This is a genomic window from Streptomyces sp. NPDC056373, assembly GCF_042262425.1.
Taxonomy (GTDB): Bacteria; Actinomycetota; Actinomycetes; order Streptomycetales; family Streptomycetaceae; genus Streptomyces.
Genome location: NZ_JBHJPX010000017.1, coordinates 143,931 through 170,681, shown reverse-complemented (window position 1 = coordinate 170,681; position 26,751 = coordinate 143,931). Strand labels below are relative to the sequence as shown.

The following is a 26,751-nucleotide window of genomic DNA, read 5'->3' as shown; positions in this document are numbered from 1 at the left end:
GCGACGCATCCGGTTTGCCACGGACAGTCACCTGCCTCTAACGTTCCTGGAAAAGCAACAGCCCCCGCCCGGTGCTACCAACACCTGCGGGGGCTTAACCATCGAGATCGGAACAAGCGATCCCATGGCTGACGCCAACTTTAGTGCCGCCGCTCCGTCCGCGCACCCCATGGCCAACCCCGGCTACGGCAAACGCACGACCCCCGGCCAACCCCCGCGCACAAACCAGGACTTCGCCCACCTCCCACCCCGCGAAGCCGCCATCGCCGCCTACCTGGACCGACTCCCCGACGGCGCGGACATCTCCGTAAAGACGCTGGCCAAGCAACTGCCCTACGGACAGTGCGCCCTGGGCACGGCCCTCAACCGCATCCAGCAGGCAGGCCACCTGCGCCGCGGCCGGGAGTGTGTGACGGCCGACGACGGCAGCTCCCGCTGGATCACCCGAACGTGGTTCACCCGCACGGCCCGGGATGACGACTGGTGGGCGGCGTTCACCCGAGGCGACGCACCACGGCCACAGACGGCACGCCCCACCCGCTCCCGCGCCCACATCCTCCTGGCCGCCCTCGGCCGCACCGCACCCGTCCTGTCCCTCTCCGAGGCGGACTGCGCGTCGCTCGCCCCACTGGTGACGGACTGGTTCGAGCGGGGCGCTCCGGAGGAGGACGTCCTGCGGGCCCTCACCGCCGGCTTGCCGACACCCGTCCACCACGCCGCAGCCCTGGTTCGCAACCGCCTGACCAGCAAACTGCCACCCCAACCCGCCCCACGTCCGCCACTCCGAGTCCTGGAGTGCGCGAACTGCGGCGCCCCGGGCCGCCCGGAATCCCTGCCGGGAGGCCGTTGCAGCGCCTGCCGGGGCGAACGCGTCCCCGCGCAACCCCCCGCACCCCTGCCCGCCCCCACGGTTCACGACCACGCGGCCCAGATCCGCGCTGCTATGTCCCGAAGACGACAAGAGAGGGCACACACATGACGGCTCCTACGGTGCGGCGTCACTCCCTGAGGGCACGATGGAAGGGAGGAGGCACCACCATGACCCCTGGTACCGCTGACCGCCCGCTGATGCCCTTCGAGGACTTCGAGGATCTGCTCGACGTGGCACCGGACCACGTCCGGCTCGAATACGTCGACGGACGCGTCCGCACGAAGGACCCGCTCAGCGTCGAGGACTTCGAGGAGCTGGAGCGCCGCGCCCCGGAGACCGTGCGGCTGGAGTACATCAACGGAAAACTAGAGGTCAAGGCGATGCCGGACGGCAACCACCGCGAGATCTTCATGTGGCTGCTGCGCCAGTGCTTGCTGCAGCGCCCCGGTCTGAATCTCGTACCCGAGTCCGGCGTCAAGGCGGAGGCCTATCGCAAAGGCCGAGCACGGACGGACGGCACCCTGGCTGCGGTGGATCGGTTCAAGGGCGACGGCGAGTGGTCCGACCCCGACGGCTCCCTGATGGCTGTGGAGATCACCTCCCACGACCGCGACACCGACCAGCGCGACCGCATCGACAAGCCCCTCGGCTACGCGGCGGCCGACATCCCCGTCTACCTCCTCATCGACCGCGACAACAACACACTCACCGTCCACAGCGAGCCGAAAGACGGCCGCTACCAGCAGATCTCCCGACACCCCTGGGGCGCCACCGTCGAGCTCCCCGCCCCCGTGAACATCACCCTGGACACCGAGAAGCTCAAGGACTACGCCGACTGACGACAATGGACTCATGAACCACGCCCAGCTCACCGCCCTAGGCCGCGCCCTACGCCTCCTCGGCGAGCACGGGGACGCCCTCACCTCCGACACCCCGGACGGCAAACTGCACGAGGTCAGGGCCGACCTGAAGCGCGCGCTGGACCTGCTGGAGGACAGTGTCACCACGGCCGCGCCCACTACCCGCTGCCCCGAGCACCCGAACGGCCCCGTCGACGAGGCCGCCCCCGACCTGTGCCTGCTGTGCGAGACGCGGCGCAGGGCGGCCCGCAGGGCGGAGTTCAACGGGCCCGCCCCCCAGCAGCAGCCCGCCGAACCCTCGCCGTCCCGCTACGGCGTGCGCGGCGACCGTCCCCAGCCCCAGCAGCGCTGGCTGGCGGAGCTGTGGAACGGTCAGGCCTGGCAGCTGTGCGGCACCCCGCGCCGGGACCGACGCGAGGCGGAGCTGTTCATCAACGCCCAGCGCAAGGCCCCCCGGGCCGCCATGGCGTACCGGCTGGTGCACGAGTTCACCGACTACGAGGTGCTGCGGGTGTGGGGGACGCCGGTGCGGGTGGACATCGAACCCATGGGGAACCTCTAGGGTGCGTGCCGGGCGCCGCGGGTGCTGTGCCGTTCCCTGCGGATCATTCCGCTGAGGAAGCCGCCTCACCACCTGCGTCACGGACGAGGAGTGCGATCTGCACCCGATTGGTCAACCCCAGTTTGGCGAGCGAGCGGCTGACATGGGCCTTCACCGTGGTCTCGCTCATGCGGAGCTCTCGGGCGATATCAGCGTTGGCCAGCCCGCGGGCCACCGCGCGGACGACATCCTGTTCGCGCGCGGTGAGGAGAGCCAGCCTTTCCTGCGCGGCTCGGGCATCTGGGGACTGCCGGTCGGCGAAGGCCTCGATCACCCTCTTGGTGACCGTGGGCGACAGCACGGCGCTACCGTCAGCCGCCGTACGGACTGCGGCGATCAGATCGCGCGGCGCGGTGTCCTTCAACAGGAACCCGACAGCCCTGGAACGCAGGGCGCTGTAGACGTACTCATCGCGGTCGAAGGTGGTGAGCATGAGAACCTTCGGCGGATTCGGCGACCGGTGGATCTCCCTCAGCGCGGACACTCCGTCCATACCCGGCATCTGCACGTCCATCAGCACGATGTGCGGTCGGTGGCGGGCCACGGCGGTGAGGGCCTCCGCCCCGTTCTCCGCCTCGGCGACCACCTCGATGTCGTCCGGGACCTCCAAGATCATGCGAAGCCCGGTCCGTACCAACGCCTCGTCGTCGACGATGAGTACCTTGATCATGCGGGAAGCCTCGCAGACACGGTGAATCCGCCGTGTTCGTCCGGCCGAGCAGTGAACTCGCCGCCCAGCAACTCGACACGTTCACGCAGAGAGATCAGGCCGAGGCCGCTACCGGACATCTCCGACACGCGATCGTGCGGTACGACGTTGCTGACCGTAACCTCCAGTGCGGATGGCAGGCGTCGTAACACCACCTGCGTGGGGACTAGGCCCGCGTGCTTGTGGATATTGGTGAGGGCCTCCTGGACGACGCGGTAGGCAGTGTGCTCCACCACGGCATGCAGCTCACTCGCAGTTCCCTCGTCACGCCTTTCTATGGGAACGCCGATCGATCTCGACTGATCGAGCAGTGCGTCGATGTCGGCCAGGGTCGGCTGTGGCTGGAAGGTCTCTGGCTCTCTGCCTGCATGACGAAGGATCCCGAGAACGGCTCTGAGCTGGGTGAGTGCCTCCTTGCCCGTGGTGCGGATGAGCTCAGCCTCCGCTGCTGTCTTCTCGTCCGGAGCACTGATCTCCAGTGCCCCCGCGCGCAGGACCATGAGCGACACCTGGTGGGCCACCACATCGTGCATGTCCCTCGCAATGCGGGCGCGCTCCTCCACGCGCGCCCGCTCAGCGAGCACGGCCTGCTCCCGCTCCAGTCGATCGGCACGCTCGCGCAGCCCGGCCACCACCTTCCTGCGCGCGCTGATCCACATCCCTGTCACCAGCGGAAGCCAGACGAAAAGGGGTGCTCCACCGAGCGAGGAGACGATGTCGACGCCGGATCGTGGCACGACCGCCAGGAGGCTCGCGGCCGCTGAGAAGACGGTCAGGGGGAGGGGGCGCCGGATCGTGGTCGCCGCCACATAGGTCGCGACGGAAAGCACAAGCCCTGGTGACCGTGCCACCGAGTCCACGGCTGCGATCACGAACAGGGGCCAGCATCGTCTCGGCGCCATCCACACGCCCGCGGCCGCCAGCAGCCCGACCACCGCGGCCTGGATGGATGCGGGCACCGGGGCCGGCCCGAACGAGGAGTGCGGTGTCACACCGGGCAGGGCCGCCGGTACGAAGGCGCCGCAGAAGGCGGTGAGGGGAAGCGCGAAGGACACCAGACGGTCACGCAGTGGCTGTGCACTCACCGGATCACCGTAGACAGCATCCGGGACATGTCACCAACTCAGCCATCGCAAGGGCCTGCTGTGCCGGGCGGAGCGACTATCGACACGCAGCTCAGGGACTTTGTCCCGTAGCACCTGGACGCCGAGCGGCACGAGTACCAGGCACAAGACCCCGTTCGAGACGACGCCGTCGAACAGCCTGCTTTCTTTGAGTACGCCTCCCCAGAGCGTCCCCGACCAGAGGAACAACAGGCAGCGCCCCGTACCGAACGTCCCGGACCGGAATGCTCCGATCGTCAGCAGCACCATCCCGGCGTACTGGCAGGCGGACGCGCTCACGGGGATCCGCCATGGCCCGTAGGAGATGTCCTCATACGTGGCTGCCACGATCTTGATCGCCTCGTCGAGGCCGCGTGTCTCGGCCAGCTGGAAAGCTGCCTGGTCGACACCGGCGAAGTACAGGCGCGCGAACAGACCGAAGATGACGAGAGTGCCGCCCCACGCGGCGAGCCCCGGGCACCGCGCCGCGATGATCCTCGCGAGTGTGGCGAAGGCGGGCCATAACAGCAGAGCTCCCGCGGCAAAGCACGCGTAGCCGGCCGTGACCAGCCCGGGGTTGTGCACATAGGCAGCCAACTGCGACGGAGCGGCGAACTCCTTGCCGAACTGTCCCGCTCGGCCAGGGGCGAGGACAACCGAGTCGTGGGTGAGGTACCGCAGAAGCAGCCCGGCTGACCACACCACAGGGCCGAGGACGAGAGCCGCTCCCCCTATGATCCGGCCGGGGAACCATGCATGGTGACGTATCGGAGGAAGCGTCTTCCAACTACCGCCTGAGGCGGCCGTGTCTGTTCGCATCATGACCGGCACTCTGGATCACGGGCGGCGCGACGGCATCCTTCGATCGATGCGATCGACGTCTCTTTGGTAGTGCTCCTCAGGCGCCCCCTGCAGGTGGCCGACGGCGCCCGAGGAGCCTGCTTCCCTGATCGAGCCGTCGCTGCCGGATCAGACTCCGAAGCGGGGTGGGCGGTGGCGTGATCACCGGCAGGTGATCGACGCGATCGCACTCAACTACCGCTCCTCACAGCAGCGGAAGCGGCAGGAACTCGTACCCCTCCCACAGCCGCCGTGACGCCTCCTCCGGGTACGCCCGCACCTCCGGCTCCGTGTCCAGTACCTGCACCAGCCGCCGCTCGTCGTCGTACGCCGGCCAGCCCGGGTCGCCCGAGCGCGCGAAGGACGTCCAGGACGCGCGGAAGCGGGACGACAGGGCGAGCGCCTCGGCGGACGGCTCCGTGCCCGCGAACAGGAGCAGCCCCAGGTCCGCCGCGTACGTGCCGAACAGCAGCGGGATGTCCAGGGCGTGGCAGGCGCCCAGTGCACCGCCGTTGCCCGGGGCCGGCCAGGTCAGTTCGTAGACGTGCGCGCGTCCGCCGCCCGCGCGCTGCGCCTCGGCCAGGTGCAGGGAGGGCATGCCGAACAGCCAGTCCGTCTGCACACGTTCGTAGAGTTCGGACAGGGAGGCGTCGGGGAAGGCGTCCCGGTACGCCTGTTCACCGCCCGGCGCGAAGAGGCGCAGGGCCGAGGCCGCCCTCTCGTCGGCTACCTGGCCGAGCTGCCCCGCCATGGCGATGAACAGGCGGTACTCGTCGCGGTTGTGGCCGACGAGCAGTTCGACGTCCTTCGCGGAGCCCGACCTCAGCGCCTGCCAGGGGCTCGTCGGCAGCACGTCACCGTCGACCACCGGCGAGAACGGCGTGACGGTCGGCGCCGCCCGGCCCCAGCGGTCGATGTGCTGGGGCATCTTCGGTCCGAGCGTCTCACCCGCCGAGGTCAGCTCGCGCGGGGCGATCGTCGACAGGTCGGCGACCGTGGGGCGCAGGCCCAGCTCCGCGGCGAGGGCCGTGCCGATGTCGCGGGCCAGGGCGTCGGAGAAGAACGTCCCCGGCACGCTCTGCGCGATCGCCCGCCCGACCAGCCCGGCCGCACGCGGCATGGCCAGCAGCGAGGCCACCGAACCCGCGCCCGCCGACTCGCCGAAGACCGTGACCTGGCCGGGGTCGCCGCCGAAGGACTCGATGTTGTCCCGCACCCACTCCAGCGCGGCCACCTGGTCGAGCAGTCCGCGGTTGGCGGGGGCTCCCTCGATGTGGGCGAAGCCCTCCATGCCGACGCGGTAGTTGAGGGACACGACGACGAGGTCGCCGTCGGCCGCGATGCGGCGGGCGTCGTAGCCGGGGCTGCCGGCGTGGCCGAGCTTGTAGGCGCCGCCGTAGATCCACACCATGACCGGACGCCGGGCCGCCGGGTCGGGCTCGGGGGTCCAGACGTTGACCGTGAGCCACTCGTCGCCCTGGGGTACGTCGATCAGGCCCGGGCCGGCCATGCTGCCGAGGTCCTGCGGGGGCGGCGGGCCGAAGGCGTACGCCTCGCGTATGCCGTCCCACGCGGGGGCGGGGCGGGGGGCCTGGAAACGGGCCTCGCCGACCGGGGGCGCGGCGAAGGGGATGCCGCGGAAGACGGCGAGGCCGTCTTCCGTCCGTCCGCGTACCGAGCCGGCGGTGGTGCGCACCACCGGGCCGGGCCGGTCTGAGGCGCCGCCCGCCGAGGGGCGGGAGTCGGTCGTCGTCACTGGGTTCTCCTCACGGGGTGCCGGTGAACAAGCGTCCGGTCAGTGTGACTTGACCGGCGCGAGCGAATCCAGGCACCCCGTGCGGAGGCGGGTCAGCTGAGGGTCTTCAGCGCCGCCGGGCTGTACGGGGCCAGCTCCTCGAAGCGACCGTCGAGCACCTTGCGGGCCCACTCGGGGTCCTGGAGCAGGGCACGGCCGACGGCGACCATGTCGAACTCGTCTCGCTCGAAGCGGTCGAGGAGGTTGTCGAGGTCGCCGACCTCGGCGCTCTCGCCCTGGAAGGACTTGAGGAAGTCGGTGCCGTCCAGGCCGACCGAGCCGACGGTGATGGTCGGCTTGCCGGTGAGCTTCTTGGTCCAGCCGGCCAGGTTCAGGTCCGAGTCGTCGAACTCGGGGACCCAGTAGCGGCGGGTGGAGGCGTGGAAGGCGTCGACACCGGCGGCGGCCAGGGGCGCCAGGATGGACTCCAGCTCCTCCGGCGTCTCGGCGAGACGGGCGCGGTAGGCCTCCTGCTTCCACTGGGAGAAGCGGAAGATGACGGGGAAGTCGGCGGAGACGGTCTCGCGGACGGCCGCGACGATCTCCTCGGAGAGCTTGGCGCGGGCGACCCGGTCGCCGCCGTAGGCGTCGGTGCGGCGGTTGGTGCCCTCCCAGAGGAACTGGTCGAGCAGGTAGCCGTGGGCGCCGTGCAGTTCGACACCGTCGAAGCCGATGCGCTCGGCGGCGGCAGCGGCCTCGGCGAACGCGCCGATCACGGCGTCGATGTCGGCCTGCGTCATGGCCTTGCCGGTGGGCTCGTCGGCGCCGATGCGCAGACCGGAGGGGCCGACGGCGGGGGCGTCGGCGAAGGGGGGCTCACCCTGGTTGCGGACCATGCCGATGTGCCACAGCTGCGGCACGATCGTGCCGCCGGCGGCGTGCACCGCCTCGGCGACCTTCGCCCAGCCCGCGAGCTGCTCGTCGCCGTGGAAGCGCGGCACGCTGTCGCTCTGCCCGGCCGACTCGTGGCCGACGTAGGTGCCCTCGGTGACGATCAGGCCGACTCCGGCGGCGGCGCGGCGCGCGTAGTACGAGACGACGTCCTCGCCGGGTACACCGCCCGGGGAGAACATGCGGGTCATCGGCGCCATCGCGATCCGGTTCGGAACGGTCAGGCCGCCCAGCGTTACGGGCCGGGACAGGATTTCGGCGGCGCGGGAGGCGGAGGCGGCGACGGTCACGTGGGGCTCCTTCGGATACCGGACAGTGCACGCATACCGGTCAGTATGTGCACACGCATAGGACCTAGTTTTCAACCACCCGGTCCCGCCCCGCCATCCCGCCCCCACTGTGATCCCGCGCACGCCCGAGGGCGGCACCCCCTGCCGTAACAGGGGGTGCCGCCCTCGGTAAGGACGCCGATCGACCCGGGAAATCCCCAGGGGGTCGATCAGAAGTCCATGTCACCGCCCGGCATGCCGCCGCCGGCGGGCGCGGCGGCCTTCTCCGGCTTGTCGGCGATGACGGCCTCGGTGGTGAGGAACAGCGCGGCGATGGAGGCGGCGTTCTGCAGGGCAGAGCGGGTCACCTTCGCCGGGTCGATGATGCCCTCGGCGATCATGTCGACGTACTCACCGGTCGCGGCGTTCAGGCCGTGGCCGACGGTGAGGTTGCGGACCTTCTCCACGACGACGCCGCCCTCGAGACCACCGTTGACGGCGATCTGCTTCAGCGGGGCCTCCAGCGCGAGCTTCACGGCGTTGGCGCCGGTCGCCTCGTCACCCTCGAGCTCCAGCTTCTCGAAGACCTGGGAGGCCTGCAGCAGGGCCACGCCACCACCGGCGACGATGCCCTCCTCGACGGCCGCCTTGGCGTTGCGCACGGCGTCCTCGATGCGGTGCTTGCGCTCCTTGAGCTCCACCTCGGTGGCGGCACCGGCCTTGATGACCGCGACGCCGCCGGCGAGCTTCGCCAGGCGCTCCTGCAGCTTCTCGCGGTCGTAGTCCGAGTCGCTGTTCTCGATCTCGGCGCGGATCTGGTTGACGCGGCCGTTGACCTGGTCGGTCGAGCCGGCACCGTCGACGATGGTGGTCTCGTCCTTGGTGATGACGACCTTGCGGGCCTTGCCCAGCAGGTCGACGGTGGCGTTCTCCAGCTTGAGGCCGACCTCCTCGGAGATCACCTCGCCGCCGGTGAGGATGCCGATGTCCTGCAGCATCGCCTTGCGGCGGTCGCCGAAGCCCGGAGCCTTGACGGCGACGGACTTGAAGGTGCCGCGGATCTTGTTGACGACCAGGGTCGACAGGGCCTCGCCCTCGACGTCCTCGGCGATGATCAGCAGCGGCTTGCCCGACTGCATGACCTTCTCGAGGAGCGGCAGCAGGTCCTTGACGTTGCTGATCTTCGAGTTGGCGATCAGGATGTACGGGTCGTCGAGGACGGCCTCCATACGCTCCATGTCGGTGGCGAAGTACGCCGAGATGTAGCCCTTGTCGAAGCGCATACCCTCGGTGAGCTCCAGCTCCAGACCGAAGGTCTGGGACTCCTCGACGGTGATGACGCCTTCCTTGCCGACCTTGTCCATGGCCTCGGCGATGAGCTCGCCGATCTGGGTGTCGGCGGCGGAGATGGAGGCCGTGGAAGCGATCTGCTCCTTGGTCTCGACGTCCTTCGCCTGCTCCAGCAGGGCGGCGGAGACGGCCTCGACGGCGCGCTCGATACCGCGCTTGAGGGCCATCGGGTTGGCGCCGGCGGCTACGTTGCGCAGACCCTCCTTGACCAGGGCCTGGGCGAGAACGGTCGCGGTGGTCGTACCGTCACCGGCGACGTCGTCCGTCTTCTTGGCGACTTCCTTGACCAGCTCGGCGCCGATCTTCTCGTACGGGTCCTCGAGCTCGATCTCCTTGGCGATGGAGACACCGTCGTTGGTGATCGTGGGCGCGCCCCACTTCTTCTCGAGGACGACGTTGCGGCCCTTGGGGCCGAGCGTCACCTTGACGGCGTCCGCGAGCTGGTTCATGCCGCGCTCGAGGCCGCGCCGCGCCTCCTCGTCGAACGCGATGATCTTGGCCATGTGAAGTGGTCCCTCCAGGACTGGGGGTGATTACTTCGGACCGCGCCCGCGCCCGCGACGGACGGCTCGCTTGCCTCGTGGGTTCCTTCCCCACCCGGCCTGCGGGCCTCACCGACCCGGTCCTTACGTTGTCACTCTCACCTTCAGAGTGCTAACGCAATGATTAGCACTCGGGCATGCTGAGTGCAAGGCGCTCTCGCGAAGCGGGAGCTCATTGGGGGGTGGCGGTCGGGTGACGGGCGGGCGCAAGCGCCTCCCGGGGATCGGGCGGGGGCGTCAGCCGCCCGCGAACACCGCCCGGCAGGTGCCCGAGCAGGCCGAAGGGCCCGCACCCCGGGGGGTACGGGCCCTTCAGAGAAGACCGGTCGCTTGATGCGTTGGTCGTGGTGCGCGTTCAGGCAGCGACGCGAACCATGTCGGCCTGCGGTCCCTTCTGACCCTGCGAGATCTCGAACTCGACCCGCTGACCCTCTTCAAGGGTGCGGTAGCCGTCCATCTGGATCGCGCTGTAGTGGACGAAAACATCCGCACCACCGTCGACCGCGATGAAGCCGTACCCCTTCTCCGCGTTGAACCACTTGACGGTGCCCTGAGCCATGCCTAACTCCCCTATTACTGGCCCTTGCACAGATCCACACTTCGCGGACCCGGGTCAGACCTCACCCCCCACGGTTGGGGGCGTGCGCCGGAACGCGTCGACCGCGGCTGAATGTATCTGTCCAACTGCCGTCTGCAACAGGTCAATCGGACGAGAATTCTGGACGCGCAGGGTCCGGAATGTGGGGAGAATTCGCCCGAATTCAGGGCAAGTCGGGCCACACAAAAGGAACAAAAGCCGCAAAAGACGTACACACTTTGGCTACATCTTGTCGGGCTCGTAGCGGGAATTCAGGGTTCCGATCAGGGAATCGGGACCGCGTTCCCCAACTGTACCCCGCTCAACCACGCAGAATTGCCCCCCTCCGCTTCTCTCACGGAGGGGGCAATTCGATAAACTCTCAGTGACCGTCGTTACCGAAGGTAACAATCAAGCCGGTCGACCGGTTCAGCCGCCGGCGACGGCGGGAATGATCGACACACCGGCACCGTCCGGCGTCGCCGTCTCCAGCCCCTGCTCGAACCGCACGTCGTCGTCGTTGACGTAGACGTTGACGAACCGCCGCAGCTTGCCCTGGTCGTCCAGCACACGGGCGGCGATCCCGGTGTGGTTCTTCTCCAGATCGGCGATGACCTCACCGAGGTTCCCGCCCTCGGCGGCGACCTCGGCCTGCCCGCCGGTGTAGGTACGCAGGATGGTGGGGATTCGAACGGTGACGCTCATCGGACATGTCCTCCGGTTCTTCTTGAGCTACGGCTGGGGCGCGCCCTCAGGGGCGCGGGGAACTGCGCGACCAGCCCCCACCGGCCCGCAGCGAACAACGATCAGACCAGCCCGGCCTCACGGAACGAGTCCAGGTTGGGCCGGATGGTCGCGGTCAGCCCCGTCCCGGCCACCGCGTCCAGCGTCTTGAGGCCGTCTCCGGTGTTGAGCACGACGGTGGTCTTGGTGGGGTCGAGGGCCCCGCTCTCGATCAGCTTCTTCGTCACACCCACCGTCACCCCACCCGCGGTCTCCGCGAACACACCCTCGGTCCGCGCGAGCAACTTGATCGCCTCGACGACCTGCTCGTCCGTCACGTCCTCCACCGCACCACCCGTCCGCCGCGCGATGTCCAGCACGTACGGCCCGTCCGCCGGGTTGCCGATCGCGAGGGACTTGGCGATGGTGTCCGGCTTCTGCGGCCGCACCACGTCGTGCCCGGCCTTGAACGCCGTCGACACCGGCGAGCACCCGAGCGCCTGCGCACCGAAGATCTTGTACGGCTTGTCCTCGACGAGCCCGAGCTTGATCAGCTCCTGGAGCCCCTTGTCGATCTTCGTGAGCTGCGAGCCGGAGGCGATCGGGACGACCAGCTGGTCCGGGAGCTGCCAGCCGAGCTGCTCGCAGATCTCGTACGCCAGGGTCTTGGAACCCTCGGCGTAGTACGGCCGCAGGTTGACGTTGACGAAGCCCCAGCCCTCACCGGCCGGGTCGCCGATCAGCTCGGAGCAGAAACGGTTCACGTCGTCGTAGTTGCCCTCGATGCCGACGAGCTCGCCGCCGTAGATCGCGGCCATGACGACCTTGCCCTGCTCCAGGTCGTGCGGGATGAACACGCACGAGCGGAAGCCGGCGCGGGCCGCCGCGGCACCCACCGCACCGGCGAGGTTGCCGGTGGAGGAGCAGGAGAGCGTGGTGAAGCCGAAGGCGCGGGCGGCCTCCAGGGCCTGGGCGACGACGCGGTCCTTGAAGGAGTGCGTCGGGTTGCCGGAGTCGTCCTTCACGAACAGCTTGCCGGCGTCGACACCCAGCTCGCGCGCGAGGTTGTCGGCCTTGACCAGCGCGGTCCACCCCGGGTTGATGTTCGGCTTGTCCGCCACGTCGGCCGGGACGGGCAGCAGCGGGGCGTAGCGCCAGATGTTCGCGGGGCCCGCTTCGATGCGCTTGCGGAGCTCTTCGGTGTCGTAGGCGGAGAAGTCGTAGGCGATCTCCAGCGGACCGAAACACTCCTCGCACGCGAAGACCGGGCCGAGAGGCACACGGTGGCCGCACTCGCGGCAGCTGAGCGCGGCGGCGGGGCCGAGGTCTACGGTGGATTCTGTGGTGCTTGCAACAGTCTGCGCAGCCATGTGAGGCGAGGCCCTTTCTCCTCATCTTCCTCACGACGCATCTCGCCGTGAGACGGATTTGGCACCTTCCCGAGCCGGGAGCCTCGCGCATGTGGTCGCCAGTGACCTACGAGTACCGACTGGAGGGTTGCCGGGGCTTCATCGGGCCGTTTCCCTCTGCCCCTCTGGATGAGCTGTATGTGGTTGTAGGCGGCGGGTGACCCCGGACATGCGATGGTCATCCGCCTTGTTCAAGACTGTAACCGACGACCAGGACAGTTGAGACAGTCGTCCGAACCGCGAGATGACTGTACCCGTCAGCCGCTACCGCGGCGGGCAGTCCGTCCCGCAGAGAACACGCAAAGGAGCCGCCACGGTGCTGGAAGAAGTCGAGCGCTGGCTGAGCGCCCGTTCCTGGTCCGCGAACGACCGCCCGCTCCATCAGATTCTCGCCGCGAAGCAGCGCACGGGCCGGACGGTCAGTGTCGTGCTGCCCGCGCTCAACGAGGAGGAGACGGTCGGGGACATCGCCGCCGTCATCCGTCACGACCTGATGCGGCAGGTCCCTCTCGTCGACGAGCTCGTCGTCGTCGACTCGGGGTCGACCGACCGTACGTCCGAGGTGGCCGCCGCCGCGGGCGCGCGGGTGGTGCACCGGGACCGGATACTCCCGCGCCTGCCCGCCGTGCCCGGCAAGGGCGAGGTGCTGTGGCGTTCGCTGCTCGTCACCCGCGGGGACATCGTCTGCTTCGTCGACGCGGACCTGAAGGACTTCTCGTCCGACTTCGTCACGGGGATCGTGGGCCCGCTGCTCACGGACCCGGACGTGGACCTGGTGAAGGCCATGTACGACCGGCCGCTGGCCGGCGCGGCCGGGCAGGGCGGCCGGGTCACCGAGCTGATGGCGCGCCCGCTGCTCAACATGCACTGGCCGCAGCTGGCGGGCTTCGTGCAGCCGCTCGGCGGCGAGTACGCGGCCCGCCGCTCGCTGCTGGAGCAGCTGCCGTTCCCGGTCGGGTACGGCGTGGAGCTGGGCATGCTGGTGGACGCCCTGCACCTGGTGGGCCTGGACGCCCTCGCCCAGGTGGACGTGGGGGTGCGCAAGCACCGGCACCAGGACGGGCAGGCGCTGGGCCGGATGGCCGCCGCGATCTACCGCACGGCCCAGCTGCGGCTGGCGCGCGGGCATCTGATCCGGCCGTCCCTGACGCAGTTCGAGCGGGGCACGGACGGCTTCGAGCCGCGGACGTACTCCGTGGACACCGAGGAGCGTCCGCCGATGGTGGAGATCGCCGAGTACCAGGAGCGGAGAGCGGCCTGACCGGGGCCGTTTTCGGCCGGGCGCGGCAGATCCGCACGTTTGAGCGTTCGGGGGCCGGGCTAGGTTGAGGCTTATGGCTTCGACGAACGGTGCTGCGCAGGTGCTGGTGGCCTCCAACCGGGGTCCCGTCTCGTACACGGTGGGCGAGGACGGTTCGCTGGAGGCCAAACGGGGCGGCGGCGGGCTGGTCTCCGGGCTCTCGGCGATCGGCTCCGGCGCGGACGCGCTGTGGGTCTGCTCGGCGCTGTCCGACGGCGACCGGGAGGCGGTGCGGCGCGGCGTCGGCGAGGGCGGCGTGCGGATGCTGGACATCCCGGCCGACGTGCACGCCGACGCGTACAACGGCATCGCCAACTCGGTCCTGTGGTTCGTGCACCACATGCTCTACCAGACACCGCTGGAGCCGGTCTTCGACGCGGAGTTCCGGCGCCAGTGGGCGTCCTACGAGGCGTACAACCGGGCGTTCGCGGAGGCGCTGGCCGAGGAGGCCGGGCAGGGCGCGGCGGTCGTGGTGCAGGACTACCACCTGACGCTGGTGCCGGGCATGCTCCGCGAGCTGCGGCCCGACCTGCGCATCGGGCACTTCTCGCACACGCCGTGGGCGCCGCCGGAGTACTTCCGGATGCTGCCGGACGACGTGGCCGGGCAGGTGCTGCGCGGCATGCTCGGCGCGGACCGCCTCGGCTTCCTCACCGAGCGGTGGGCGGAGGCGTTCACCGCGTGCGCCGAGCGGTTCGCGGGCGGGCTCGGCGGCACCCGGGTCGGGGTGCACGGCCTCGGCGCCGACGCGGACTTCCTGCGCGAGCGGGCCCACGAGCCGGACGTCGAGGAGCGGATGGCCGCGCTGCGGCAGGAGATCGGCCCGGCTCCGGACGGCGGTGCCCGCCGCACCATCGTCCGGGTGGACCGCACCGAGCTGTCCAAGAACATCGTGCGCGGCCTGCTGGCCTACCGGCGGCTGCTGGAGGCACACGCCGAATGGCGCGAGCAGGTGGTGCACGTCGCCTTCGCCTACCCCTCCCGGCAGGACCTCGCGGTGTACCGGGACTACACGGCCGAGGTGCAGCGGCTGGCGGACGAGATCAACGCCGAGTACGGCACGCCGGGCTGGAAGCCGGTCGTGCTGCACGTCAAGGACGACTTCGCCCGCTCGCTGGCCGCCTACCGGCTGGCCGACGTGGCCCTCGTCAACCCCATCCGCGACGGCATGAACCTGGTCGCCAAGGAGGTCCCCGTCGTCTCCGACGCGGGCTGCGCGCTGGTGCTGTCGCGGGAGGCCGGGGCACACGAGGAGCTGGGCGAGGACGCGATCACGGTGAACCCCTACGACATCACGGGCACGGCGACGGCTCTGCACGAGGCGTTGTCGATGCGCCCGGAGGAACGCGCCGAACGCACCAAGCGCCTGTCCGCCGCGGCGACGGCCCTGCCACCGGCCCGGTGGTTCCTGGACCAGCTCGACGCGCTGAGGGGCTGAGGACGGGATGAGCAGTCAGAGGGGCGTTTCGGGCAGCGGCCCGGCGAACGACTCGTCGGCCGCGCGGCGCGGGCAGGGCGGCCTGCCCGGGCCCGACGCGGCGGCCGCACCGGACGGCCCCGACGCGGACACCCGCCTCACCCCCGTCACGCCTGCCGGACAGGACGGGCTCACCGCTCTCCTCGCGCAGCCCGGCAAGGCGCTGATCGCCCTGGACTTCGACGGGACGCTCGCGCCGATCGTGGCCGATCCGGAGCTGGCCCGGGCCCATCCGGAGGCGCTGGGCGCGCTGGTGGCGCTCGCCCCGAAGGTCGCCGCCATCGCCGTGATCACCGGCCGGCCCGCCGAGGTGGCCGTGCGCAACGGCGGCTTCGCGGACGTCCCGGGCCTCGAGCACCTCGTCGTCCTCGGGCACTACGGCGCCGAGCGGTGGGACGCCCGCAGCGGCGAGGTCACCGCACCCGACCCGCACCCCGGCGTCGACGCGGTCCTCGCGGAGCTGCCCGGGCTGCTCGACGGGAGCGGGACCTGGGTGGAGGACAAGGGCCGGGCGGTGGCCGTGCACACCCGCCGGGCCGCCGATCCGCAGGCCGCCTTCGAGGCCCTGCGCGAGCCGCTCACCGACCTGGCGAGCAGGCACGGCCTGATCGTCGAGCCCGGCCGCCTGGTCCTCGAACTGCGTCCTCCCGGCATGGACAAGGGCGTCGCCCTCACCGGCTTCGCCCGGGAGATCGGCGCCGGCTCCGTCCTCTACGCCGGCGACGACCTGGGCGACCTGCCCGCCTACACCGCCGTGGACACCCTCCGCACGACCGGCACCCCGGGCCTGCTGGTGTGCAGCGGCAGCGACGAGGTGACCGAGCTCAGGGACCGGGCGGACGTGGTGGTGGACGGCCCGCAGGGCGTGGTGGGGCTGCTGAGGGCCCTGGCTCACCAAATCGGCTGAAGGGGCACGTGCCTATAGGGGCGCGGGGAACTGCGCGAACGACCACAACGCACCCGCACCCGCACGACGGCCGGAAGCCCCACGACCCTCACCGCTCGGACCGACGCCGCTCCCGGACACGCCGAAGCCGATTCACCGTCACCGGATCATGCTCCAACGCCCGCGCATCATCCAGCAGCGCATTGAGCAACTGGTAATACCGCACCGGCGCGAGCCCCAGCTCCTCCCGTACGGCCCGTTCCTTCGCACCGGGCCCGGAGAAGCCCCGGCGTTCGAGCGCGAGGATGTCCCGCTCCCTGCGCCCCAGCCCCTGCTCACCCGTGCCCTCGTCCATACCCGGCACCGTAACGCCCGCCACCGACAGCGCAGCGGAGCTACTCCGCGCTCTCCGCGCGGCTCGCCGCCGCCTGGAGATTGCCGAGGACGACCGAGGGGCTGCCTCCGGGCGCGACGGCCTTGCCGATCCGGCCCTTGACCTGGGAGGCCACGTCGGCCCAGGACGTCTTGCCGACCGGGTAGAGCTCGGAGGACAGCAGCTCTTCCAGGAACGGCTTGAGGTGCCGGTCCTCCTCGGAGGCGGCCATGGTGCCGGACGCGGAGGAGGTGACCGGCAGCAGGTCGTACTCGCGGGAGAAGGCCAGCACGTTCTTCTCGCTGTAGACGAAGTCGAGGAAGTCGCCCACCTGGTCGCGGTGGCCGTTCTTGCGGAACGCCGTCATCCAGTCGGAGACGCCGAGCGTGGACCTGCTCGGGCCCTCGTGGCCCGGCGTGGGCACCATCCCGTACTTGACGCCGCCCTTGGCGGCGATCTTCATCAGCGACGGGTGGCCGTCGAGCATGCCGACCTCACCCTTGGCGAAGGCGGCGAACGCCGCGGCCCGGTTGAGTTCGCCCGGCGCGACCGGACCGGTCAGGCCCTTGCCGACCAGGTCCTCCTTCAGCCAGGAGAAGGTGTCGACGTTCTGCGGGGAGTCGATGGCGTAGCTGTCGACGCTGTCGGTGTAGCCGCCCGCGCCGCTGAGCATCCACTGCATGGTCTCGGCCTGCGCCTCCTCCGGGCCGAGGGGCAGCGCGTACGGGTACTTCACACCCTCCGCCTTGAGCGCCCCGGCGTCCTCGGCCAGGTCGTTCCAGGACTTGGGCGGGTTGATGCCGGCCTTGGCGAACAGGGTCTTGTTGTAGAAGAGCACGCGCGTGGAGGCGGCGAACGGCATCCCGTACTGCACGCCCTTCACCTGGCCCGCGGAGGCCAGCTGCCCGACGAAGTCGGCCTGCACGGGTATGGAGAGCAGGTCGTCGGCCTTGTAGAGCTGGTTCTCGGCCGCGTAGTCGGCGTACGCGCCGATCTGCGCCATGTCCGGCGGGTCACCGGCGGCGACCATCTCCCGGACCTTGCGGTCGACGTCGTTCCAGGAGTAGACGCTGACGTCGACCTCGACGTCGGGGTGGTCGGCCTCGTACTCGTCGGCGAGCTTGGCCCAGTACTTCTTCGAGCTGTTGGCCGCGTTGTCGCCGTAGTCGGCGGCGACCAGTTTCAGGGTCACGTCGGCCGAGCCGCCCGTGAGGCCGCAGCCGCCGAGGACCGCCGTCATGCCCAGTGCGGACACCACCGCGATCGTTCCTGCCATCCGCCGCTGCACCGCTGTTCTTCCCCAACCCCGGCGTCACCGCCGCCGAAACATTTCGATATCCGGAACAAGGTCTACACCACGTGAGTGGACTAGACCTCTTGCGGGTCCCCGGGTCACACTGTTCCCGTGAGACATGTCATCGCCCTCGACGTGGGCGGCACCGGAATGAAGGCCGCTCTGGCCGGGCCGGGGGGCGAGGTGCTGCACCGGGCCCGCCGGGCCACCGGACGCGCCCAGGGGCCGGACGCCGTCGTCGCGGGCATCCTCGACTTCGCCACCGAGCTCCACGCCTACGGCACCGAGCACTTCGGCACGCCCGCGTCCGCCGCCGGCGTGGCCGTCCCGGGCATCGTCGACGAGGCGGACGGCATCGCCGTCTACGCGGCCAACCTCGGCTGGCGCGACGTCCCGCTGCGCGACCTGCTGGCGCAGCGGCTCGGCGTCCCCGTAGCCCTCGGCCACGACGTGCGCACCGGCGGCCTCGCCGAGGGCCGGGTCGGCGCGGGCCTGGGCGCGGACCGGTTCCTGTTCGTGGCACTGGGCACCGGCATCGCGGGCGCCATCGGCGTCGACGGCCGGGTCGAGGCGGGCGCGCACGGCTTCGCGGGCGAGATCGGCCACATCGTCGTACGCCCCGGTGGAGCGCCCTGCCCGTGCGGACAGCGCGGCTGCCTGGAGCGCTTCGCCTCGGCGGCGGCCGTGAGCGAGGCCTGGGCCGCGGCCTCGGGCGACCCGGGCGCCGACGCCGCGGACTGCGCGAAGGCGGTGGACTCCGGCGACCCGCGGGCCGAGGCGGTCTGGCAGCAGGCGGTGGACGCCCTGGCCGACGGCCTGGTCACGGCCCTGACGTTGCTCGACCCCCGCATTTTGATCATCGGCGGCGGGCTGGCCGAGGCGGGGGAAACCCTCTTCGCGCCCCTGCGGGAAGCGATCCGCGCTCGCACCACCTTCCAGAAACAGCCGACACTCGTCCCGGCGGCGCTGGGTGACAGCGCAGGTTGTCTCGGCGCGGGCCTGCTGGCCTGGGATCTTCTGGCATCGACCGACCGCATGGAGGTAACCCCCTGATGACCGATGCCCCAGGGGCGCGGGGAACTGCGCGACAAGCCCCCACGCACCCGCACCCCGCCACGGCCGGACACCCCACGGTCCTCACCGGCGCAACCGTCGTACTCCCCACAGGGACAGTCGAAGACGGCCGTCTGGTGATCGACGGCACCCGCATCACCGCCACCGCCCCCGAAAACGCCCACGTCATCGACGCGACCGGCCACTACGTCATCCCCGGCTTCGTCGACCTGCACAACCACGGCGGCGGCGGAGCCTCCTTCACCTCCGGCTCGGCCGACGACGTCCTCAAGGGCATCCACACCCACCGCCTGCACGGCACGACCACCCTGGTCGCCTCCACCGTCACCGGCGACATGGACTCCCTCGCCCACCGCGCGGGCCTGCTGAGCGAACTCGCCGAGCAGGGCGAGATCGCCGGTGTCCACTTCGAGGGCCCCTTCATCTCCCCCTGCCGCAAGGGCGCCCACTCCGAGGCACTCCTGCGTGACCCGCACCCCGCGGACGTCCGCAAGCTGATCGACGCGGCCCGGGGCCGGGCCAGGATGCTCACGCTGGCCACCGAACTCCCCGGCGGCCTGGACTCCGTACGCCTGCTCACCGATCACGGCGTGATCGCCGCGATCGGCCACACGGACGCCACGTACGAGCAGACGGTGGAGGCCATCGACGCGGGCGCCACCGTCGCCACCCACCTCTTCAACGCGATGCCGCCGCTCGGCCACCGCTCCCCCGGCCCGATCACCGCGCTTCTGGAGGACGAGCGGATCACGGTCGAGCTGATCAACGACGGCACGCACCTGCACCCCGCCGCACTGCGGCTGGCGTTCCACCACGCGGGGGCGGACCGGGTGGCGTTCATCACGGACGCGATGGACGCGGCCGGGTTCGGCGACGGACGCTACTGGCTGGGCCCGCTGGAGGTGGAGGTCGCGGACGGCGTGGCCCGGCTGGTGGAGGACGGCACGATCGCCGGCTCGACCCTCACCCAGGACCGCGCGTTCAAGCGGGCGGTCACGGTCGACGGCCTCTCCGTCGAGGACGCGGTGACGGCCCTGTCCGCCAACCCGGCCCGGCTGCTCGGCCTGGCGGACACGATCGGCTCACTGGAGCCCGGAAAACTCGCCGACCTGCTGATCCTGGACTCCACCTACGAGTTGAAGGGCGTGATGCGGCGGGGCGAATGGGTGGTCCCTCCCCAACTGGGTTGATCTATCCCGCAGTCGGGAGACGGTGGCCGACTCCAGGACTGGGCCGACCGCCGTCTCTTTGGCATGATCGGGCTACCTGCACGTTCACGTCGGCACGCACATCGGGGGAGGTCGGCCCAGGTGATCCTCACGGTCACGCTGAACACCGCTCTCGACATCACCTACCGCGTCCGGACCCTCCGGCCGCACACCTCCCACCGGGTCTCCGAGGTGACGGAACGCCCCGGCGGCAAGGGCGTCAACGTGGCCCGGGTGCTGGCGGCCCTCGGGCACGAGGTGACGGTGACGGGATTCACGGGCGGCGCGACGGGCCGGGTCGTGCGGGAGGGACTCGCGGCGGTGCCGGGGGTGGTGGACGCGCTGGTGCCGGCGTCGGGCGCGACCCGCCGCACGGTCGCCGTGGTCGACGAGCGCACCGGCGACACGACGCAGCTGAACGAACCGGGCCCGACGATCACGCCGTCCGAATGGTCGTCCTTCCAGGAGGCCTACGAGGACCTGCTGCCCTCCGCCTCCGCGGTGGCCCTGTGCGGCAGTCTGCCGCCGGGCGTCCCGGTGGGCGCGTACGCGGGCCTGGTCCGCACGGCCCGCTCCTTCTCGGTCCCGGTCCTCCTGGACACCAGCGGCGAGCCCCTGCGCCGGGGCGTCGCGGCCCGCCCGGACATCATCAAGCCGAACGCGGACGAACTGGCGGAACTGACGGGTTCCCACGACCCACTCCGCGCGACCCAGGACGCCCGCCGCCGAGGCGCGGCCGCGGTGGTCGCCTCCCTCGGCCCGGAGGGCCTGCTTGCAGTCACCCGGGAAGGCCGCTGGCGAGCCCTCCCCCCGGCCTCACTACGAGGAAACCCGACAGGCGCGGGCGACGCGACGGTGGCAGGCCTGCTCTCGGGCCTGGTGGAACACCTCCCCTGGCCGACCCGCCTCACCCGGGCGACGGCCCTGGCGGCAGCGACGGTGCAGGCACCGGTGGCGGGGGAGTTCGACCGGGGGGTGTACGAGGAGCTGCTGGGGAGGGTGACGGTTTCGGGAGAGATCAGCGCGGCATAGGCCGCGGGTCAGTCCTTGACCTGGCCCGCCTTCAGCCACAGCTGGTCCAGGAGGACGTTGCACTTGTCGCCGTCCTGGCAGGACAGCGAGATGGTGTTGGTGCCCTTGTTGAGGGTCGGCCAGGCGTAGGTCTTCGTCCAGCCCTTGGTGAAGTCGCCGTCCTTGGCGTGGGCGAAGTTGCCCAGGTTGAGCTTGTTGCCGAAGGGCTTGCCGTTGACGGTGAGGGTCATCTCCTGGTCCTCGTCCGCCGTGCTGTAGCGGGCGAAGACGGTGTACGCGCCGTCCTTGGGGACACCGTTGACGGTCCAGGTGACCGACGAGCCGACCTGGTTGAGGTTCCCGACGTAGATGCCGCCCTCGGACTGGGCACCCTCGACGTCCTGGGCGAGGGCCGCGCTGCCACCGAGACGCAGCGCCTTTGCGTCGGACTTCGGGAGTTCCTCCTGTGCGGCCGCACCACCCTTGCTCGCCGAAGGGCTCGGCTTCGACTCCTCGGACTGGGTGGGACTCGTGCCCACCTCGTCGGACGCGCCGTCCTTGTCCTTGTCGCCGCCCAGCATGGCCACGCCGATGCCGACGACGACCGCCGCGACCACCGCGATCGCGCCGATCAGCAGGCCCTTGTGGTTCGGGCCGCGGCCACCCCGGCCGCCGCCACCTGTCGGCAGCTGCTGCTGCGCGGTCTGCGCACCGCCCGGCAGTGTCTCCGGCGCCGCGTAGTGCGCGTTCGGCTGGCTGTAGGCGCCCTGCTGCTGCGGGACCTGGCCGTACGGCGCCGTCGCGTTCTGCGACTGCTGCTGGCCATAGGGGCGAGTGCCGACCGCTCTGACCCGGTTGACCGAGTTCGGGTAGCCGTAGCCCCCGGACGGCGGCTGGGCTCCGTTGGCCTGCCCGTCGGCGTAGAGATAGCCGAACGGGTCGTCGTCCTCGGGCGTGCTCGCGCCGTTGTTGCCGGGCGTCATCCCTTGGTCTCCTCAGTCAGGTGCGGTGCATGCGGTACACGGGTGAGTTAGCGAGCCTACCCGCTCCCAGAGACCCAAACGGGTGACTCAGACCGCATCAACTCGCTGACCAGGGCTTCACCCGGCGCGTCTGTGTTGTTTGGGACGAGATCGTTTCTCGACGTACATCCGCTCGTCAGCGGATTTCAACACTTCGTCCGCCGTCATTCCACAGTGTGCCCATCCGATGCCGAAGCTGGCACCGACCCGGACGGCCCGTCCCTCGGCGCGGATGGGCTGGATGATCTCGTTGCGGAGGCGGACCGCGAGGTCCTGCGCATCGGCGCGGCCGAGCCCGTCGGCCAGGATGACGAATTCGTCACCCCCGAGCCGGGCGACCGTGTCACCGTCGCGGACGCCGTTGCTCAGCCGCCGGGCGACCTCGATGAGAACCGCGTCACCCGCGTTGTGCCCGAACCGGTCGTTGATCGACTTGAAGCCGTCGAGGTCGCAGAAGAGCACGGCGAGGCCCTTGGTGCCGTCGTCGTGGCTCCCGTCCGGGGCGATGGTGTGCACATGGTGGTCGTAGGCGTCGTAGGGCTCTGCGCCCTGCCGGAAGTCGAAGCCGGGACCGACCAGGTCGAAGTCGGGATGGCCGTAGGCCGCGTCGACGGACTCCACGACGGTGTGCGGGGACGACGCGCGTTGACAGAGCCGGGACGACAGCCGCGAGCGCAGCTCCGCGGAGTTCGGCAGGCCGGTCAGCGAGTCGTGCGAGGCGCGGTGGGCAAGCTGGAGCTCGCGTCGCTTGCGCTCCTCGATGTCCTCGACGTGGGTGAGGAGGAAGCGCGGGCCGTCGGCGGCGTCGGCGACCACGCTGTTGCGCAGGCTGACCCAGACGTATGTGCCGTCCCGGCGGCCGAGGCGCAGCTCCGCGCGTCCGCCCTCCGCCGAGGTGCGCAGCAGGGTGCCTATGTCCTCGGGGTGGACCAGGTCGGAGAAGGAATAGCGGCGCATCGCGGAGGCGGGGCGGCCCAGCAGCCGGCACAGCGCGTCGTTGGTGCGCAGGATCCGGCCGTGCTGGTCGCCGCCCATCTCGGCGATGGCCATGCCGGACGGTGCGTACTCGAAGGCCTGCCGGAAGCTTTCCTCGCTCGCCCGCAGGGCCTGCTGCTCGCGCTCCAGGCGAACCAGCGCGCGCTGCATGTTGGCGCGCAGCCGGGCGTTGCTGATGGCGATGGCGGCCTGGAACGCGTACATCTGGAGCGCCTCGCGGCCCCAGGCTCCGGGCCGGCGGCCGTTGCGCGGCCGGTCCACGGAGAGCACGCCGATCAGTTCGCCGCACGTCCCGCTGCCCTTCGGGGCGGGCGCGTACATCGGGGCGAAGAGGCGGTCGGCGGGGTGCCACTCGTCCTCGAAGCGGGGGGCGGGGCCGTCGGTGTACCACTGCGGGACGTCGTCGTCGTCGAGGACCCAGCCTTCGGTGTGCGGTATGAACACCAGGTCACCCCAGTGCTCGCCCATGCCGAGGCGGCGTTCCCAGGACTCGCGCGAGCCGACCCGGCCGGTGATGAGGGCCTCGGCGGCGGGGTTCCCGGCGAAGGCGGCGACGACGAGGTCGCCGTCCGGGCGGACGAGGTTCACACACGCCAGCTCGTACCCGAGGGCGGTGACGACGCCCTCCGCGACGGTCTGCAGTGTGTCCGCCAGGCTGCGTGCCGTGTTCATGTCGGCCATGACCTGGTGCAGTTGTCGCAGGGACGCAAGACGGACGTAGGGCTCCGACTCGGTCTCCATGCTCGCCCTCCCCCCGATTACTCGCAGCGTTCAAGGGTTCTCGTCGGCGTACCGCCCTGGCAGCTTCCCCGCCACTGAATCACAGCGCGCTGCTCACTCGGTACACAGGGTCAACAATTCCTGCCCCTTGTGACTCAAGTCACATGCAAACCTGAACAATTGAGTGGAGTTTCTGCGTTTTCACATGCGTCTACCGAACGCAAACTTTGTCAGGTTGCGCACATGTATTTCCCCGGAACCGTCCCGAGACCGCGGATGTCCGTCGGCGGTCCTAGGACCGTGATCGGGCGGGAGTCCGATGCGGGGCCCGCGGGGCGGAGATTAGCGTTCCGGGTGTGCCGAACACTCCCGCCGCCACGTCCGCGATCATTCCGTCGCCCGCCTCCGGGCATGCTGAGGGGGTGAGCAACGACGAGTTCCGCGCCGCCATGTCCCGGCTGGCCTCGGGTGTGGTCCTGGTGACCGCGCAGGAGCCGCCGCTCGACCCGGACGACCCCACGGCCCCGGGCGGTGAGGACGTGGGCATGACCGCCACGGCCTTCATGTCGGTGTCCCTGGACCCGCCCCTGGTGCTGGTGAGCCTGCGGGAGGGCTCCCGCATGGACGAGCTGCTGGAGGAGCGGGACCTGTGGGCGGTCTCGGTCCTCTCCGAGAGCCAGCGGCACATCGCGGGCCGCTTCGCGATGAAGGGCCGCGTCAGCGACCGGCTGCTGTTCGCCGACCTCCCCTGCACCCGCGGCGAGTACACCGACGCCCCGCTGGTCGGCGGCGCCCTCGCCGTCCTGGAGTGCCGCACCGAGCAGCGCGTGCCCGCCGGTGACCACACGCTGGTGATCGGCCGCGTCCTGACCGCCCGGGTGCCGAGTGCGGACGGCGGGCCGCTGGCGTACTTCCGGGGCAGGTACCGGCAGTTGGGCTGAGCGGCCCCCGGCGGAGTGCGCTGCAGAAACCATTGGCCGGGGGCCGGGCCGCCCTCCTAGGGTGCGCGCATGTCGACACCCGGCCCGCGTCTCGAAGAGATCACCCCCGCGAACCTCGATGCCGCCCTGGGCATCCACGTCCGCCCCGACCAGGAACACGCGGTCGCCCCCGTCGTGAAATCCCTCGCGGAGGCCTACGTCCATCCCGGCACGGCCTGGCCCCGCCTGATCCTCGACGGCGACCGCCCCGTCGGCTTCCTCATGGCCTTCCTCGACATCGACTGGCACGAGGACGGCAGCGTCCACCGCTCGGGCCTGTGGCGGCTGAACATCGCGGCCGGGGAGCAGGGCAAGGGGTACGGCCGGTTCGCCGTCGAGTCGGTGGCGGCCGAACTGCGCCGGCGCGGCAGCGCACAGCTCTACGTCACCTGGCACCCGGGCCCCGACGGCCCGGGGGACTTCTACCTGGGACTCGGCTTCCGTCCGAACGGGGAGGTCAGCGGAGGCCAGACGGTAGGCGTCCTGGAACTGCCCTAGCCCCAGTTCCGTGCGGAGCGCCCCTGCTTGGTCTCCGAGCGCTGCTTCTTCTCCCGCAGCCTGCGCTCGTTGATGCCCCGGGGGATCCGGGTCGGCTTGCGGGGCTTGGGCGGGGGCGCCGTCGCCTCGGCCAGGAGCGCGGTGAGGCGTACGGCGGCGGCCTCGCGGTTGCGCCACTGGGAGCGGTGCTCGGAGGACCGCACGGTGACGACCCCGTCGACCAGGCGTCCGGCCAGCCGCTCCAGGGCGCGCTGCTTCCACACCGCGGGCAGCGCCTCGGTCTTCGCCAGGTCGAAGCTCAGCTCGACCTTCGAGTCGCTGGTGTTGACGTGCTGCCCGCCCGGCCCCGACGACCGCGAGAAACGCCACATGAGCTCGGCCTCGGGCAGGGAGACGGAGCCGCGGATGACGTGGTGACCGGACATGCCGTCCATGTTCCCGCTTCTGTCCCGTCCACGTCATCCCAATAACGGCGGGTAAAGAAAGTAAAGGACCTGGAACCTCGCGTACCCCTCTCCACGTTCATGGGGGTAGCTGTAGCTTCGGTGCCGCAGCTTCTTCGCCGCATGTAAACGAGGGAAGGGACTCCCAACAATGGCTGTAAGCCTGTCCAAGGGTGGCAACGTCTCGCTCACCAAGGAGGCTCCGGGCCTGACCGCCGTCACCGTGGGCCTCGGCTGGGACGTCCGCACCACCACCGGCACGGACTTCGACCTCGACGCCTCGGCGATCGCGGTCAACACGCAGGGCAAGGTCTACTCGGACGCCCACTTCGTCTTCTTCAACAACAAGCAGACGCCGGACAACTCCATCGTGCACACCGGCGACAACCGCACGGGCGAGGGCGCCGGCGACGACGAGGCGATCAACGTCAACCTCGCCGCCCTCCCGGCCGACATCGACAAGATCGTATTCCCGGTGTCGATCTACGACGCCGAGAACCGCAGCCAGAACTTCGGCCAGGTCCGCAACGCCTACATCCGCATCGTCAACCAGGCCGGCGGCGCCGAGATCGCCCGCTACGACCTGTCGGAGGACGCGGCGACGGAGACGGCCATGGTCTTCGGCGAGCTCTACCGCAACGGCGCCGAGTGGAAGTTCCGCGCGGTCGGCCAGGGCTACGCCTCGGGCCTGGTCGGCATCGCCCAGGACTTCGGCGTGAACGTCTGACGGACGCCCGAGCGTCGTGAGCGGAGTTTCCCCCGGGCCGCACAACCGGCCCGGGGGAAACTCCCCCTCAGGGGCGCGGTTCTGTGCCGATCGCGGCTCCGCCGGGGGGCGAGACAAGCCACGATCAACCCGCACGGACAGAGCACCCGAGCCCCTACGGCGACTTGAAACCCTCCCCACGCGGCGGTTGTCTTCTCGGGCC

Annotated in this window: 26 protein-coding genes and 1 riboswitch; of the genes, 12 read left to right on the top strand and 14 right to left on the bottom strand. The window is 70.5% G+C overall.

Going from position 1 to position 26,751, the window contains the following annotated elements; all coding sequences use genetic code 11:
* The first annotated feature begins 124 nt into the window (after positions 1-124).
* The 3 genes from ACFCXS_RS31965 to ACFCXS_RS31955 are packed head-to-tail and all read left to right on the top strand — an operon-like array spanning position 125 to position 2,293.
* On the top strand, positions 125-979 hold the full coding sequence (locus tag ACFCXS_RS31965) for a hypothetical protein (RefSeq protein ID WP_376646838.1): 855 nt from the start codon (positions 125-127) through the stop codon (positions 977-979).
* A 59-nt stretch (positions 980-1,038) separates the two neighbouring features.
* Positions 1,039-1,710, top strand: coding sequence for a Uma2 family endonuclease (locus tag ACFCXS_RS31960; RefSeq protein ID WP_376646837.1), 672 nt, complete (start codon positions 1,039-1,041; stop codon positions 1,708-1,710).
* Between the two features lie 13 nt (positions 1,711-1,723).
* Positions 1,724-2,293: a hypothetical protein gene (locus tag ACFCXS_RS31955; RefSeq protein WP_376646836.1), complete on the top strand. Its 570-nt coding sequence runs from the start codon at positions 1,724-1,726 to the stop codon at positions 2,291-2,293.
* A 43-nt stretch (positions 2,294-2,336) separates the two neighbouring features.
* Here ACFCXS_RS31955 and ACFCXS_RS31950 read toward each other — a convergent pair whose 3' ends face one another.
* The 9 genes from ACFCXS_RS31950 to thrC all read right to left on the bottom strand — a co-directional run bounded on the left by ACFCXS_RS31950 (position 2,337) and on the right by thrC (position 12,501).
* Positions 2,337-3,002, bottom strand: a complete 666-nt coding sequence (locus tag ACFCXS_RS31950) for a response regulator (RefSeq protein WP_376646835.1) — start codon at positions 3,000-3,002, stop codon at positions 2,337-2,339.
* Positions 2,999-4,126, bottom strand: coding sequence for a sensor histidine kinase (locus tag ACFCXS_RS31945; RefSeq protein WP_376646834.1), 1,128 nt, complete (start codon positions 4,124-4,126; stop codon positions 2,999-3,001). The genes ACFCXS_RS31950 and ACFCXS_RS31945 overlap by 4 nt, the downstream gene beginning before the upstream one ends.
* Positions 4,127-4,156: 30 nt before the next feature.
* Positions 4,157-4,849 carry a hypothetical protein gene (locus ACFCXS_RS31940; protein ID WP_376646833.1) on the bottom strand — a complete coding sequence of 231 codons (693 nt, stop codon included), beginning with the start codon at positions 4,847-4,849 and terminating at the stop codon, positions 4,157-4,159.
* Positions 4,850-5,189: 340 nt separating this feature from the next.
* Positions 5,190-6,740, bottom strand: coding sequence for a carboxylesterase/lipase family protein (locus tag ACFCXS_RS31935; RefSeq protein WP_376646832.1), 1,551 nt, complete (start codon positions 6,738-6,740; stop codon positions 5,190-5,192).
* Positions 6,741-6,832: 92 nt separating this feature from the next.
* Entirely contained in the window at positions 6,833-7,960 is a 1,128-nt protein-coding gene (locus ACFCXS_RS31930) for an NADH:flavin oxidoreductase (protein WP_376646831.1), read from the bottom strand.
* A gap of 209 nt (positions 7,961-8,169) precedes the next feature.
* Positions 8,170-9,792: a chaperonin GroEL gene (gene groL / locus ACFCXS_RS31925; RefSeq protein WP_376646830.1), complete on the bottom strand. Its 1,623-nt coding sequence runs from the start codon at positions 9,790-9,792 to the stop codon at positions 8,170-8,172.
* 394 nt (positions 9,793-10,186) lie between these two features.
* Complete coding sequence (locus ACFCXS_RS31920) at positions 10,187-10,390, bottom strand: cold-shock protein (protein WP_003949956.1); 204 nt, start codon at positions 10,388-10,390, stop codon at positions 10,187-10,189.
* Between the two features lie 447 nt (positions 10,391-10,837).
* On the bottom strand, positions 10,838-11,113 hold the full coding sequence (locus ACFCXS_RS31915) for a MoaD/ThiS family protein (RefSeq protein WP_215120661.1): 276 nt from the start codon (positions 11,111-11,113) through the stop codon (positions 10,838-10,840).
* Positions 11,114-11,214: 101 nt separating this feature from the next.
* A complete protein-coding gene (gene thrC / locus ACFCXS_RS31910; protein WP_376646829.1) occupies positions 11,215-12,501 on the bottom strand; it encodes a threonine synthase in 1,287 nt (428 codons plus the stop codon).
* Positions 12,502-12,519: 18 nt separating this feature from the next.
* A riboswitch (SAM riboswitch) is annotated at positions 12,520-12,676 on the bottom strand.
* A 180-nt stretch (positions 12,677-12,856) separates the two neighbouring features.
* On the opposite strand from thrC, the gene ACFCXS_RS31905 reads away from it, so the two are divergent.
* From ACFCXS_RS31905 to otsB, 3 genes are all read left to right on the top strand, one after another.
* The gene (locus ACFCXS_RS31905) at positions 12,857-13,801 is read left to right on the top strand and encodes a glucosyl-3-phosphoglycerate synthase (protein ID WP_376646828.1); all 945 of its coding nucleotides are present in this window, start codon (positions 12,857-12,859) and stop codon (positions 13,799-13,801) included.
* Positions 13,802-13,874: 73 nt separating this feature from the next.
* Positions 13,875-15,278 (top strand): trehalose-6-phosphate synthase, encoded by a 1,404-nt coding sequence (locus ACFCXS_RS31900; protein WP_376646827.1) that lies wholly within the window; start codon positions 13,875-13,877, stop codon positions 15,276-15,278.
* Between the two features lie 7 nt (positions 15,279-15,285).
* Entirely contained in the window at positions 15,286-16,224 is a 939-nt protein-coding gene (gene otsB, locus ACFCXS_RS31895) for a trehalose-phosphatase (RefSeq protein WP_376646826.1), read from the top strand.
* A gap of 88 nt (positions 16,225-16,312) precedes the next feature.
* On the opposite strand, the gene ACFCXS_RS31890 is transcribed toward otsB, so the two are convergent.
* The gene (locus ACFCXS_RS31890; protein ID WP_376646825.1) at positions 16,313-16,558 is read right to left on the bottom strand and encodes a DUF3263 domain-containing protein; all 246 of its coding nucleotides are present in this window, start codon (positions 16,556-16,558) and stop codon (positions 16,313-16,315) included.
* Positions 16,559-16,598: 40 nt separating this feature from the next.
* Positions 16,599-17,852, bottom strand: coding sequence for an ABC transporter substrate-binding protein (locus ACFCXS_RS31885; RefSeq protein WP_376646824.1), 1,254 nt, complete (start codon positions 17,850-17,852; stop codon positions 16,599-16,601).
* Between the two features lie 129 nt (positions 17,853-17,981).
* On the opposite strand from ACFCXS_RS31885, the gene ACFCXS_RS31880 reads away from it, so the two are divergent.
* From ACFCXS_RS31880 to ACFCXS_RS31870, 3 genes are all read left to right on the top strand, one after another.
* On the top strand, positions 17,982-18,923 hold the full coding sequence (locus ACFCXS_RS31880) for an ROK family protein (protein WP_376646823.1): 942 nt from the start codon (positions 17,982-17,984) through the stop codon (positions 18,921-18,923).
* Entirely contained in the window at positions 18,923-20,134 is a 1,212-nt protein-coding gene (gene nagA / locus ACFCXS_RS31875) for an N-acetylglucosamine-6-phosphate deacetylase (RefSeq protein WP_376646822.1), read from the top strand. The genes ACFCXS_RS31880 and nagA overlap by 1 nt, the downstream gene beginning before the upstream one ends.
* 120 nt (positions 20,135-20,254) lie before the next feature.
* Entirely contained in the window at positions 20,255-21,184 is a 930-nt protein-coding gene (locus tag ACFCXS_RS31870) for a 1-phosphofructokinase family hexose kinase (protein ID WP_376646821.1), read from the top strand.
* Between the two features lie 8 nt (positions 21,185-21,192).
* Here ACFCXS_RS31870 and ACFCXS_RS31865 read toward each other — a convergent pair whose 3' ends face one another.
* Both ACFCXS_RS31865 and cdgB read right to left on the bottom strand, forming a co-directional pair.
* On the bottom strand, positions 21,193-22,146 hold the full coding sequence (locus tag ACFCXS_RS31865) for a carbohydrate-binding protein (RefSeq protein WP_376646820.1): 954 nt from the start codon (positions 22,144-22,146) through the stop codon (positions 21,193-21,195).
* Between the two features lie 117 nt (positions 22,147-22,263).
* Complete coding sequence (cdgB, locus tag ACFCXS_RS31860; RefSeq protein ID WP_376646819.1) at positions 22,264-23,922, bottom strand: diguanylate cyclase CdgB; 1,659 nt, start codon at positions 23,920-23,922, stop codon at positions 22,264-22,266.
* Positions 23,923-24,257: 335 nt separating this feature from the next.
* Between cdgB and ACFCXS_RS31855 the strand changes: the two genes are divergently transcribed.
* Positions 24,258-24,842, top strand: a complete 585-nt coding sequence (locus ACFCXS_RS31855) for a flavin reductase family protein (RefSeq protein ID WP_376646818.1) — start codon at positions 24,258-24,260, stop codon at positions 24,840-24,842.
* Between the two features lie 69 nt (positions 24,843-24,911).
* Positions 24,912-25,379: a GNAT family N-acetyltransferase gene (locus tag ACFCXS_RS31850; RefSeq protein ID WP_376646817.1), complete on the top strand. Its 468-nt coding sequence runs from the start codon at positions 24,912-24,914 to the stop codon at positions 25,377-25,379.
* On the opposite strand, the gene arfB is transcribed toward ACFCXS_RS31850, so the two are convergent.
* Positions 25,376-25,813, bottom strand: coding sequence for an alternative ribosome rescue aminoacyl-tRNA hydrolase ArfB (arfB, locus tag ACFCXS_RS31845; protein WP_352100080.1), 438 nt, complete (start codon positions 25,811-25,813; stop codon positions 25,376-25,378). The genes ACFCXS_RS31850 and arfB overlap by 4 nt on opposite strands.
* 160 nt (positions 25,814-25,973) lie before the next feature.
* On the opposite strand from arfB, the gene ACFCXS_RS31840 reads away from it, so the two are divergent.
* Positions 25,974-26,549, top strand: a complete 576-nt coding sequence (locus ACFCXS_RS31840; protein ID WP_010035999.1) for a TerD family protein — start codon at positions 25,974-25,976, stop codon at positions 26,547-26,549.
* Positions 26,550-26,751 lie beyond the last annotated feature (202 nt).

Excerpts from the sequence above, each read along its gene's own strand:
- ACFCXS_RS31955 (WP_376646836.1), top strand. The coding sequence starts at position 1,724 with ATGAACCACGCCCAGCTCACCGCCCTAGGCCGCGCCCTACGCCTCCTC.
- ACFCXS_RS31950 (WP_376646835.1), bottom strand. The coding sequence starts at position 3,002 with ATGATCAAGGTACTCATCGTCGACGACGAGGCGTTGGTACGGACCGGG.
- otsB (WP_376646826.1), top strand. The coding sequence starts at position 15,286 with ATGAGCAGTCAGAGGGGCGTTTCGGGCAGCGGCCCGGCGAACGACTCG.
- arfB (WP_352100080.1), bottom strand. The coding sequence starts at position 25,813 with ATGGACGGCATGTCCGGTCACCACGTCATCCGCGGCTCCGTCTCCCTG.
- nagA (WP_376646822.1), top strand. The coding sequence starts at position 18,923 with ATGACCGATGCCCCAGGGGCGCGGGGAACTGCGCGACAAGCCCCCACG.
- ACFCXS_RS31900 (WP_376646827.1), top strand. The coding sequence starts at position 13,875 with ATGGCTTCGACGAACGGTGCTGCGCAGGTGCTGGTGGCCTCCAACCGG.
- cdgB (WP_376646819.1), bottom strand. The coding sequence starts at position 23,922 with ATGGAGACCGAGTCGGAGCCCTACGTCCGTCTTGCGTCCCTGCGACAA.
- groL (WP_376646830.1), bottom strand. The coding sequence starts at position 9,792 with ATGGCCAAGATCATCGCGTTCGACGAGGAGGCGCGGCGCGGCCTCGAG.
- ACFCXS_RS31885 (WP_376646824.1), bottom strand. The coding sequence starts at position 17,852 with ATGGCAGGAACGATCGCGGTGGTGTCCGCACTGGGCATGACGGCGGTC.
- ACFCXS_RS31960 (WP_376646837.1), top strand. The coding sequence starts at position 1,039 with ATGACCCCTGGTACCGCTGACCGCCCGCTGATGCCCTTCGAGGACTTC.
- thrC (WP_376646829.1), bottom strand. The coding sequence starts at position 12,501 with ATGGCTGCGCAGACTGTTGCAAGCACCACAGAATCCACCGTAGACCTC.
- ACFCXS_RS31915 (WP_215120661.1), bottom strand. The coding sequence starts at position 11,113 with ATGAGCGTCACCGTTCGAATCCCCACCATCCTGCGTACCTACACCGGC.
- ACFCXS_RS31920 (WP_003949956.1), bottom strand. The coding sequence starts at position 10,390 with ATGGCTCAGGGCACCGTCAAGTGGTTCAACGCGGAGAAGGGGTACGGC.
- ACFCXS_RS31865 (WP_376646820.1), bottom strand. The coding sequence starts at position 22,146 with ATGACGCCCGGCAACAACGGCGCGAGCACGCCCGAGGACGACGACCCG.
- ACFCXS_RS31890 (WP_376646825.1), bottom strand. The coding sequence starts at position 16,558 with ATGGACGAGGGCACGGGTGAGCAGGGGCTGGGGCGCAGGGAGCGGGAC.
- ACFCXS_RS31965 (WP_376646838.1), top strand. The coding sequence starts at position 125 with ATGGCTGACGCCAACTTTAGTGCCGCCGCTCCGTCCGCGCACCCCATG.
- ACFCXS_RS31850 (WP_376646817.1), top strand. The coding sequence starts at position 24,912 with ATGTCGACACCCGGCCCGCGTCTCGAAGAGATCACCCCCGCGAACCTC.
- ACFCXS_RS31840 (WP_010035999.1), top strand. The coding sequence starts at position 25,974 with ATGGCTGTAAGCCTGTCCAAGGGTGGCAACGTCTCGCTCACCAAGGAG.